4 protein-coding genes are annotated in these 11,779 nt (G+C 76.4%); all 4 read left to right on the forward strand.

Going from position 1 to position 11,779, the window contains the following annotated elements; genetic code table 11:
- The first annotated feature begins 3 nt into the window (after positions 1–3).
- Positions 4–6,276, forward strand: a complete 6,273-nt coding sequence (locus ACFOVU_RS23525; protein WP_378537059.1) for an amino acid adenylation domain-containing protein — start codon at positions 4–6, stop codon at positions 6,274–6,276.
- A gap of 82 nt (positions 6,277–6,358) precedes the next feature.
- Positions 6,359–9,586: a non-ribosomal peptide synthetase gene (locus tag ACFOVU_RS23530; RefSeq protein WP_378537061.1), complete on the forward strand. Its 3,228-nt coding sequence runs from the start codon at positions 6,359–6,361 to the stop codon at positions 9,584–9,586.
- Entirely contained in the window at positions 9,583–10,707 is a 1,125-nt protein-coding gene (locus ACFOVU_RS23535) for a thioesterase domain-containing protein (RefSeq protein WP_378537063.1), read from the forward strand. The genes ACFOVU_RS23530 and ACFOVU_RS23535 overlap by 4 nt, the downstream gene beginning before the upstream one ends.
- A 55-nt stretch (positions 10,708–10,762) precedes the next feature.
- The gene (locus ACFOVU_RS23540; protein ID WP_378537065.1) at positions 10,763–11,713 is read left to right on the forward strand and encodes a methionyl-tRNA formyltransferase; all 951 of its coding nucleotides are present in this window, start codon (positions 10,763–10,765) and stop codon (positions 11,711–11,713) included.
- Positions 11,714–11,779: the final 66 nt, after the last annotated feature.

An 11,779-nucleotide genomic window follows, 5' to 3' on the forward strand; every position in this document is an offset into this window, starting at 1 on the left:
CCCGTGAGCCGGTCCGGACTGGACGACATTCTGCCGCTGTCCCCGCTGGCCGAAGGCCTGTTGTTCCAGGCCGAGGCCGCGGGGGACGGGCCGGATGTGTATACCGTGCAGCAGGTGCTGGAGGTGGACGGGCCGCTCGATGCCGGGCGGTTGCGGACGGCCTGCCGGGCGCTGCTGGAGCGCCATCCGGCGCTGCGGGCCTGTTTCCGCAGGCGGCGCAACGGGGAGGCGGTGTCGCTGATCCCCTCCTCGGTCGAGCCGCCGTGGCGACACGAGGACCTTTCCGCGGATCCCGACCCGCTGCGGCGGGCCGAGGAGATCGCCGACGCCGAGCGCGGCCACCGGTTCGACCTGGCGCAGCCCGGGCTGGTGCGGTTCGCCGTGCTGCGCACCGCGCCCGAGCGGCACCGGCTGGTGGTCACCCACCACCACATCCTGCTCGACGGCTGGTCGCTGCCGCTGCTGGTCACGGAGTTGTTCGCCCTCTACGCCGCCGACGGCGGCCCCGCGCCCCTGCCCGCCCCCGCCCCCGCCCCCTACCGGGACTACCTGGCGTGGCTGGCCCGCCAGGACCGGGGCGCCGCCGAGGCCGCGTGGGGCAAGGCCCTGTCCGGCCTGGCGGAGCCGACGGTGGTGGTGCCCGGCGACGCCGCGCGCGCCGCGGCCGTCCCGGAACGGGTCGCCGTGGACCTCGCGCCCGAGGCGGCCGGGGCGCTGGAGCGGTTCGCCCGCGCCCAGGGCGTCACCGTGAACACGGTGGTGCAGTTCGCCTGGGGCCTGCTGCTGGCCCGGGTGCTGGGCCGGGACGACGTCGTGTTCGGCACGACGGTGTCGGAGCGCCCCGCCGACCTGCCCGGTGCGGACTCCATGGTGGGCCTGCTCATCACCACCGTCCCGGTCCGGGTCCGGGTGGACCCGCGCGAGCCGGTCGCCGGCGCGCTCGCCCGCCTGCGCGATGAGCAGGCCGACCTGCTGGGCCACCGCCACCTGGGCCTGGCCGCCATCCAGCGGGCGGCCGGCGGCGGCGAGCTGTTCGATACCCTCGCCGTCTTCGAGAACTACCCCTTCGACCCGGACACGGCGCTGGCCCCCGCCCCCGGCCTGCGGCTGACCCCGCTGGCCGGCCGCGACGCCACCCACTATCCGCTCACGCTGAGCGCGGTCCCCGGCGAATGCCTCACCCTGCGCCTGGACTTCCGCCCCGACCTGCTCGGCCGCGACCATGTGCGCCGGCTCGCCGACGCCACCGCGCACCTGCTCACCGAGATCGCCGCCGACCCCGCCCGCCCGGTGGGCCGGCTCGGGCTCCTGGGCGGCGAGGACGCCCGCACGGTGCTGCACGCCTGGAACGCCACCGGCACCTACCCCCGCACGACCCTGCCCGCCGAGTTCGCCCGCCGCGTCGCCGCGGCCCCCGGCGCCGAGGCGGTGGTCTGCGAGGACGACGCGCTCACCTACGCCGAGCTGGACGCGCGCACCGACCGCGTCGCCGCCGCCCTCCAAGCGCGCGGTGTGGGTCCCGAGAGCGTGGTCGCCGTGGCCGTCCCCCGTGGCGTGGACCTGATCGTCGCCCTGCTGGGCGTGCTCAAGGCGGGCGGCGCCTACCTGGCGCTGGACCCCGACCACCCCGACGACCGGCTCGCGTTCATGCTCGCCGACGCCCGGCCCGCCTGCACCCTGGCGACCACGGAGCTGGCCGCCCGGATCGGCCCGCTGGCCCCGGAGGTGCCGGTGGTGGTCCTGGACGGCCCGCTGGGCGACCATGCGCCCCGCCCCGCCGGCCTGCGGCCCGAGCACCCGGCCTACGTCATCTACACGTCCGGCTCCACCGGCCGCCCCAAGGGGGTGGTGGTCCCGCACGCGGGCATCGGCAAGCTGATCGGCACCCACACCGAGCGCCTGAAGGTCGACTCCCGCAGCCGGGTCGCCCAGTTCGCCTCGCCCGGCTTCGACGTCGCCTGGTGGGAGCTGGTGCAGGTGATGTGCACGGGCGGGACGCTGGTGGTGGTGCCGGCCCACCTGCGCGTCGCGGGCCGGGCGCTCACCGATCACTTGCGCGACCAGCGCGTCACCCACGCCATCCTGCCGCCCGCCCTCCTGGCGGCGCTGCCCGAGGACGCCCGGCTGCCCGAGGGCATCGGTCTGCTGGCCGGCACCGAGGAGGTCACCCCGGCCCTGGTCGACCGCTACGCACCGGGCCGGCGCATGTTCAACGCCTACGGCCCCACCGAGGTCAGCGTGAACTCCACCCTCGGCGCCTGCCGGGCGGGGATGGCCGCGCCGGTGCCGATCGGCCCGCCGGACCCGGGCACGCGCGCCTACGTGCTCGACGCGGGCCTGTCCCCCGTTCCCGTGGGCGTGGTGGGCGAGCTGTACCTCGCCGGCGACGGCCTGGCCCGCGGCTACCTCGACCGCCACGCCCTCACCGCCGAACGCTTCATCGCCGACCCCTACGGCCCGCCCGGCACCCGCATGTACCGCACCGGCGACCTCGTGCGGTGGAACGCCGAGGGGGCGCTGGAGTTCATCGGCCGCTCCGACGACCAGGTGAAGATCCGCGGGTTCCGGGTGGAGCCGGGCGAGATCTCCGCGGCGCTGCTGCGCCGGCCCGAGGTGGCGGCGGCCGTGGTCGCGGTGCGCGAGGACCGGCCCGGCCGGCGCTCGCTCGCGGCCTACGTCGTCGCCGCCGAAGGGCATGCCGTGGACCCGGCCGAGCTGCGCCGGGCGCTCGCCGACGAGCTGCCCGCCGCGTTCGTGCCGTCGGCATTCGTGGTCCTGGACGAGATCCCGGTGCTGCCCAGCGGGAAGCTGGACCGCGCCGCCCTGCCCGCCCCCGACATCGGGGCCCGCGCGGAGGGGCGCCGGCCGCGCGACCCGCGCGAGGAGCTGCTGTGCGGCCTGTTCGCCGAGGTCCTCGCGGTGCCCTCCGTCGGCATCGACGACGACTTCTTCGGCCTGGGCGGGCACTCGCTGCTCGTCCCGCGGCTGACCGGGCGCATCCGCGCCGTCCTCGGCGCCGACCTGCCGCTGCGCGCGGTGTTCGAGGCGCCGACGGTGGCGGAGCTGGCGGCCCGCGTGGACGGCGCGCGCACGCCGGTGCCGCTGCGCCGGGCCGAGCGTCCCGACGTGCTGCCGCTGTCCTTCGCCCAGCAGCGGATGTGGTTCCTGTACCGGATGGACGGCCCCAACCCGGCCTACAACATCCCCTTCGCGGTCCGGCTCACCGGCGCGCTCGACCCCGGGGCGCTGCGGGCGGCGCTGGCCGACGTGGCCGCGCGCCACGAGAGCCTGCGCACCGTCTACCCCGACGACAACGGCACCCCCCGCCAGGAGGTCCTGCCGCCCGCCCCGCCCCCGCTGCCCGTCGTGGAGGCGGCCGGGGAGGAGGGGCTGCGCACTGCTCTGGAGGCCGCCGCGCGCCACTGCTTCCGGCTGGCGGAGGAGCCTCCGCTGCGCGCCACCCTGTTCCGGGTGGGCGCCGACGAGCACGTCCTGCTGCTGCTCGTGCACCACATCAGCGCCGACGGCGCCTCGGTGCTGCCGCTCCTGCGCGACCTGGACGCCGCCTACCGGGCCCGGCTGGCCGGGGCTGCGGCCCCCCGGTGGCCGGACCTGCCCCTCCACTACGCCGACTACACGCTGTGGCAGCGCGAGCTGCTCGCCGAGGGCCACGGCGGGGTGCTCGCCGAGCAGGCCGGGTTCTGGTCCGATGCCCTTGCCGGGCTGCCCGAGGAGCTGCCGCTGCCCACCGACCGGCCGCGCCCCGCTGTGGCGGGCCGGGTGGCCGGGGAGGTGGGCCTGCGCATCCCCGGCGACCTGCACCGCGCGCTGCGCGAGCTGGCGGCCGCGCATGACGCGAGCCTGTTCATGGTGGTCCAGGCGGCGTTCGCCGCGCTGCTGACCCGGCTGGGCGCGGGCACCGATGTCCCGATCGGCTCGCCGGTCTCGGGCCGCACCGACGACGCGCTCGACGGCCTGGTCGGCTTCTTCGTCAACACGCTGGTGCTGCGCACCGACACCTCCGGCGACCCCGCGTTCCGCGACCTGCTGCGCCGGGTGCGCGACTTCGACCTGGCAGCCTACGCCCACCAGGACATCCCCTTCGAGCGGCTGGTGGAGGAGCTCAACCCGGCGCGCTCTCTGGCGCGGCACCCGCTGTTCCAGGTGATGCTGGCCTACCAGACGCTGCCGGCCGACGCGCTGCGCCTGGGCGACCTGGGCGTCGCCCCCGAGGACGCCTCCACCGGCGAAGCCAAGTTCGACCTGTCGCTGGACCTCATGGGGGTGGAGGGCGCTGACGGCCTCGACGGCGTGCTGCGCTACCGCGCCGACCTGTTCGACGCCGCCACGGCAGAGGGCATGGCCCGGCGCTTCACCGCCGTGCTGCGCGCCGTCGTCGCCGACCCCGCCCGGCCGATCGGGGCGCTGGACCTGCTCACCCCCGACGAGGAGCGGTCGCTGGAGGCGGTGTGGAACGGCCCGGCCGCCGCGGCCCCCGGCGCGGCCACCCTGCCGGAGCTGTTCGCCGCCCAGGCCGCGCGCACGCCCGACGCCGTGGCCCTGGTGTGCGGCGACGAGCGCCACACCTTCGCCGGACTCGACGCGCGCGCCAACCGGCTCGCCCACGAGCTGCGCGCCCGCGGCGCCGGCCCGGAGCGGCGCGTCGCGCTGCTGCTGCCGCGCGGCGCCGAGACCGTGGTGGCGATCCTGGCCGTGCTGAAGTCGGGCGCCGCCTATGTGCCCATCGACCCGGAGTACCCCGCGGAGCGCCGCGCCCTGCTCGTCGCCGACGCCGCCCCGGTGCTGGTGGTGACGGTGTCGGGCCTGGAGCCGGGCGGGGACGCGCCGGTGCTGCTGCTGGACCGGACCGGCACCGGCGGCCACCCGCCGACCGCGCCGGCCACCGGCCTGACCGGCCGCCACCCGGCCTACGTCATCTACACGTCGGGCTCCACGGGCACGCCTAAGGGGGTGGTGGTCGAGCACCGCAGCGTGGTCAACCTGTTCGCCTCCCACCGCGAGACGCTGTACCGGCCGGCGGTGGCGCGTGCGGGCGGGCGGCGGCTGCGGGTGGCGCACGGCTGGTCGTTCGCGTTCGACGCGTCGTGGCAGCCGCAGCTGTGGATGTTCGACGGCCACGAGCTGCACGTGCTCCCGCAGGAGGTGCAGCGCGACCCCGAGGCGCTGGTGGGGCTGATCGAGCGGGAGCGGATCGGCTTCATCGAGGTGACCCCATCGCACGCGGCGCAGCTGGCCGCCGCCGGGCTGTTCCGGGACGGCGCGTGCCCGCTGCTCGTGCTCGGTGTCGGCGGCGAGGCGGTGCCGCCGACACTGTGGCGGCAGGTGCGGGCGCTGCCCGCAACGGAGGGCTACAACCTGTACGGCCCCACCGAGGCGACCGTGGACGCGCTGGCCGCGCGCGTGGGGGCGAGCGAGCGCCCGCTCGTGGGGCGGCCGACGGCCCGCACCCGCGCCTACGTGCTGGACCAGGGGCTGCGCCCGGTGCCGCCGGGCGTGGTGGGCGAGCTCTACCTCGCCGGCGACGGCCTGGCCCGCGGCTACCTCGACCGCCACGCCCTCACCGCCGAACGCTTCATCGCCGACCCCTACGGCCCGCCCGGCACCCGCATGTACCGCACCGGCGACCTCGTCCGGCACATGCCGGGCGGCGAGGTGGACTATGTGGGGCGCGCCGACGACCAGGTCAAGGTGCGGGGCTTCCGCATCGAGCTGGGCGAGGTCACCGCAGCGCTGTCGCGGCTGCCGGGGGTCGCGGGCGCGGCGGCCGACGTCCGCGAGGACACCCCCGGCGACCGGCGGATCGTCGGCTACCTGGTTCCCGACGGCCCGCTCGACCTGGACGCGGTGCGCGCCGCCCTCCTGGCGGAGCTGCCCGCCTACATGGTGCCGGGCGCGTTCGTGGAGCTGGAGGCCCTCCCGCTGACGGCGCACGGCAAGCTCGACCGGCGCGCGCTGCCCGCCCCCGAGGGATCCGGCGCTTCGGAGGGGTCCCGCGAGCCCGCGACCCCGCTGGAGGCGCTCGCCTGCCGGCTGCACGCCGCCGCGCTGGACCGGCCCGCTGTGGGCGCCGACGACGACTTCTTCGCGGGCGGCGGCCACTCCCTGATGCTGGTGCGGTTGCGCGACCGCATCGAGCAGGAGACCGGGGTCCGCCTGCCCATCGCCGACCTGTTCACCCACCCCACCCCCGCGGAGCTGGCCCGGCGCCTGGCCGCCGCCGGCCCCGCGGTCGCGACGACCGGGACCGCCCCGTGACGGAGCAGACCTGATGGCGCCCCGCCGCCCCGCAACGCCCCACCCCACGGCGAACGCCGCCCTGGAGAAATAGGAGGACCTGATGGCGCCCCGCCGACCCGCGTCGCCCTACCCCCGGGCGGTCGCCGACCCCGCCGGCCGGTTCGAGCCGTTCCCGCTGACCGACCAGCAGCAGGCCTACCTGCTCGGCCGCACCGGCGTCTTCGAGCTGGGCAACGTGTCGACGCACGCCTACTACGAGTACGAGGGCGAGCTCGACGTCGAGCGCTTCACCCTGGCCTGGCGCCGTGTCATCGAGCGCCACGACGTGCTGCGCGCGGTGGTGCTGCCCGACGAGGGCCGCCAGCAGGTGCTCTCCGACCCGGGCGAGTTCACGCCTGAGATCCTCGACCTGCGCGGCGCCGACCCCGCCCCCGCCCTGCGCGAGGTGCGCGACCGGCTGTCCCACGAGGTGCGGCCGGCCGGCGTGTGGCCGCTGTTCGCCGTGGTGGTGAGCCGGCTCGGCGACCGGCGCTGCCGGGTCCACGTCAGCTTCGACGCGCTGATCCTGGACTACTTGAGCTGGCAGCTGCTCATCGCCGACCTCACCCGGTTCTACGCCGACCCCGGGCTCGTCCTGCCCCCGCTGGAGATCGGCTACCGCGACTACGTGCTGGCCGAGGCCGCCATGGAGGGCACCGGCCGCTACCGCCGCGCCGAGGAGTACTGGCGGGGGCGGCTGCCGGGGCTGCCCCCGGCCCCGCGCCTGCCGCTCGCCGCCGACCCGGCCACGGTGCGCCACCCCCGGTGGTCGAGCCGCATCGCCACCCTGCCCGCCCCCGAATGGGCGCAGGTCAAGGCACGCGCGGCGGCGGCCGGCCTCACCCCGACCTCGGTGTGCCTGGCGGCGTTCGCCGAGGTGCTGGCGGTGTGGAGCGAGTCGGCGCACTTCACCCTCAACGTCCCGCGGATGAACCGGTTCCCCCTGCACCCGCAGGCAAATCAGCTGCTCGGCGAGTTCGCCTCGTTCTCCCTGCTGGAGGTGGACCTCCGCGACCCCGCGGCCACGTTCACCGACCGGGCCCGGCGCCTCCAGCGCACGTTCTGGGACGACCTCGCCCACCAGGAGTACTCGGGCGTGCGGGTCCTGCGCGAACTCGTGCGTGCCTCGGGCGGCACCAGCGGGGCGCTCATGCCGGTGGTGCTCACCAGCACGATCGGGTTCACCGCCGGGGAGCGGCCCCTGCTGGGCGACGTGCTGCCGCGGGTGTTCGCGATCTCCCAGACCCCGCAGGTGTACCTGGACGTGCAGATCGAGGAGGCCCCGGCGGGCCTGGTGTACAACTTCGACGCCGTGGCCGGGCTCCTGCCGCCCGCCCTGGCCGACCGGCTCTTCACCGCGTTCGGCACGGTCCTGGGCCGCCTCGCCGGCGCCGAGGGGTGGTCGGCCACGGGCTTCGACCTCGTCCCGCCCGGCGACCACGCGCGCGGCGGCGTCCACGGCCCCGCGCGGGAGATCCCCGGCGAGCTCGTCCAGGACGGCTTCCTGCGCCACGCCGCGGCGAACCCGGATGCGACCGCCGTCGTCACCCCCACCGAGGAGCTGACCTACGACGAGCTGCACCGCCGCGCCGCCGGGCTGGCGCGGGGGCTGCGCGCCGGCGGGGCGCGGGCCGATACCCCCGTCGCGGTCGTGCTGGACAAGGGGTGGGAGCAGGTCGTGGCCGCCTACGGGGTGCTCCTGGCCGGCGCGCCCTACCTGCCCGTCGACGCCGACGCCCCCGAGGCGCGGATCCGGGCACTCGTCGAACAGGCGGGCGCGGAGCAGGTGATCGACGCCGCCGCCTTCGCCCGGCTCACCGCGCAGGCCGAGACCGCGGACGCCCCCGACGGCGACGCGGCACCCGGCCACCGGGGCTCGCCCGGCGACCTCGCCTACGTGCTGTTCACCTCCGGCTCCACCGGCCGCCCCAAGGGGGTGATGGTGGAGCACCGGGGCATGGTCAACGCGCTGCACGCCACCCGCGAGGAGTTCGGGATCGGCCCCGCCGACACCTGCCTGGCGGTGACCGCCCTGCACCACGACATGTCGGCGTTCGACCTGTTCGGCGTGCTCGGGGCGGGCGGGACCGTGGTGGTCCCCGACGCCTCGCGCAGGCGCGACGCCGCCCACTGGGCCGAGCTGATCGACGCCCACGGGGTCACCCTGTGGAACTCGGTGCCCGCCATGATGGAGATGCTGATGGAGTCGGGCGCCGCGCCGCGGAGCCTGCGCACGGCCTTCCTCGGCGGCGACTGGGTCCCGCCGCGCCTGGTCGCCACGCTCCGCGAACGCGCCCCGGGCGCCGAGGCGGTGAGCGTCGGCGGCCCCACCGAGACCACGCTGTGGAACATCTGGCACCGCGTGCGCCCCGAGGACCTGGAGCGCGCGTCGATCCCCTACGGCAGGCCGATCGCCAACACCGCCTACCACGTGCTCGACGAGCGCGGCGGGGACCGGCCCGACGGCGTCGTCGGGGAGCTGTACTGCTCCGGCCCCGGTGTGGCGCGCGGCTACTGGGGCGACCCCGAGCGCACCGCGGCGTCGTTCGTGGTGCGCGGCGGCACGCGCCTCTACCGCACCGGCGACCTCGGCCGGGTCCTGCCCGACGGGTCCATCGAGTTCGCCGGCCGGGCCGACGCCCAGGTGAAGGTGCGGGGGATGCGCATCGAGCCCGGCGAGGTCGAGGCCGTCCTCGGCGCGCAGCCGGGGGTGGAGGCCGCCGTCGTCGTGGGGGTGCCCCATGAAGGGCGTCCCGGCCACCGGGCGCTCGCCGCCTACGTGACCGGGACCGCCGACCCCGAAGCGGTGCGCGCCGCGGCCCGCGCCGCCCTGCCCGAGCACCTGGTGCCCGCCACCGTCACCGCGCTCGGCGCCCTCCCCCTGACCGCCAACGGGAAGGTCGACCGGGCCGCGCTCGAATCGGGGGCGCCGGCGCCGCAGGGCACCGCCGACGGCTCCTTCGCCGCGCCCCGTTCGGCGCTGGAGGCGACCATCGCCCAGGAGTGGGCGGAGGCACTGGGTACCGGCCCCGTCGGCGCGTTCGACGACTTCTTCGTGCTCGGCGGCGACTCGGTGAGCGCGACCCGGGTCCTTGCCGGGCTCCGCGACGCGCTGGAGAGCCCGGACCTGCCGCTCATGGCGCTGTTCGCGGGCCGGACCGTCGCGGGCATGGCCGCGGCGCTGCTGTCCGCCGAGGCCGGGCCGGGGCGCCTGGCCCGGGTCGCGGAGCTGTACCAGCAGGTGCTGGCCCTGTCCGACGACGAGGTCGCATCGGAGCTGGCCACATGAGCGGGGCACGGGTCCCGGCGCCGTGGGTGCGGCGGTTCGCGGCGCCGCACAGCGGCACGCAGGACGGCCACGCCGCCGCCCCCGCCCGCACCCTGCTGTGCTTCCCGCACGCGGGCGGAGCCGCGAGCGCGTACCGGGGGTGGGCGGCCCTGGTGCCCGAGGGCGTCGAGGTGTGGGCCGTGCAGTACCCCGGCCGCGAGGACCGGGTGGGCGCGCCCCTCATCGACGACATGGCCGCGCTCGCCGGCGCCGCCGTTGCGGCCATCGGCCCGGCGCTGCACCCGCCCGTCACGGTGTTCGGGCACAGCATGGGCGCCTCGGTCGCCCACGAGTTCACCCTCGCGCTGGAGCGGCGGCGGCCGGGGCTGGCCGACCGCCTCGTCGTCTCCGGCCGCCCGGGCCCGGCGGCGCAGGCGCCACCCGCCGACCCCGTTCACCTGCGCGACGACGCGGGCGTCCGCGCGGCGCTCAAGGTGCTGGGCGGCGGCGGCCTGGACGCGCTGGCCGACCCGCAGCTGGCGGCCCTGCTCATGCCGGTGATCCGCAACGACTTCCGGCTCATCGAGCGCTACCGGCCCGGGACCGCGCCGCTCGGAGTCGACGTCGTCGGGGTGACCGGCGACGCCGACCCGTCCATGCCCGCCCGCCTCATCGACGCGTGGGGCTGGGCCACGACCGGGGCGTTCACCCCGATCGTGCTGCCCGGCGGGCACTTCTACCTCAACGACCACCTTCCCGCCGTGATCGACACGGCACTCACCCCCACCCGGCACAAGGAGCAGCAGATGAGCGGTCAGGACCCGGCAGTGGACGCGGCGCAGGCGGCCGAGGCGGCGGAGGCGGTCAGTGTGGCCGGGCTGCGCGCCACGATCGCGGAGGTGCTGGGAGTGGAGCCCGGCGAGGTCGATCCCGACGCGAGCCTGTTCGAGCTGGGCCTGAACTCGATGTCGATGATGTCGCTGTCGGTGCGCTGGCAGGCCCTCGGCGTGGAGGCGCCCTTCGGCGAGCTCGCGGAGCGGCCGACGGTCGCCGCCTGGTCCGAGCTGCTGACCGGGATCCTCGCCGCCCAGGGCGAGGCGCCCGCGGGCGGGGACACCGCACCCACACCGCCCCTTGTGTGATTAGGCAAGCCTTGCTTTACTTAACGCCGCTGTCGTGAGCCGAGGAGGGCATTTCATGCGGATCGTCATGTTCGGGTACCAGACGTGGGGCCACCGGACCCTGCGCGCGCTCCTGGACTCCGAACACGAGGTGGTCCTCGTCGTCACCCACCCCGAGTCCGACCACGCCTACGAGCGGATCTGGTCGGACTCGGTGGCCGGCCTCGCCGCCGACAACGGCGTCGACGTGCTGCTGGCCAACCGGCTCGACGACGACCCCGGCCTGCTCACCCGCCTCAAGGAGGCCGACCCCGACCTGATCGTCGCCAACAACTGGCGCACCTGGATCCCGCCGTCGATCTTCGGCCTGCCCGCCAAGGGCACGCTCAACGTGCACGACTCCCTGCTGCCCGCCTACGCCGGCTTCTCCCCGATCATCTGGGCGCTGATCAACGGCGAGGAGCAGGTGGGCGTGACCGCCCACATGATGGACGAGGAGCTCGACGCGGGGCCGATCGTGACGCAGCGCGCGGTCGCCGTCGGACCCCGCGACACCGCCACCGACCTCTTCCACGCCACCGTCGACCTCATCGAGCCGGTGGTGTCGGAGTCCCTGGCCCTGATCGCATCGGGGCGCACCGACTGGACCCCGCAGGACCGCTCGAAGGCGTCCTTCTTCCACAAGCGGTCGGTCGAGGACGGCCGGATCGACTGGACGTGGCCGGCCGAGGACATCGACCGGCTCATCCGCGCCCAGTCCGACCCCTACCCCAGCGCCTACACCTTCCACCGCGGGCGGCGGCTGCGGGTGACCCGGGCGTCGGTGTCGCAGGCCCGCTACGGCGGCACCCCCGGGCGGATCTTCATCCGCGAGGGCGAGGGGATCGTCATCGTCGCGGGCGCGGGCGCCCGCGACGGCCGCCACCGCGGGCTGGTCGTCGAACGCGTCCGCACCGAGGACGGCGCCGACCTCGCCGCCACCGAGTACTTCCGCACGATGGGCGGCTACCTGACCGCCCACCCCTGAGCGGCCGCCCGCGCTCCCCGCCGGATCCGCCCGGACCCATACGGAACCCTTACGGCGTCCTGCTAT

Origin of the sequence: Nocardiopsis sediminis, from assembly GCF_042650565.1 — a bacterium.
GTDB classification, from domain to species: Bacteria; Actinomycetota; Actinomycetes; order Streptosporangiales; family Streptosporangiaceae; genus Nocardiopsis_B; species Nocardiopsis_B sediminis.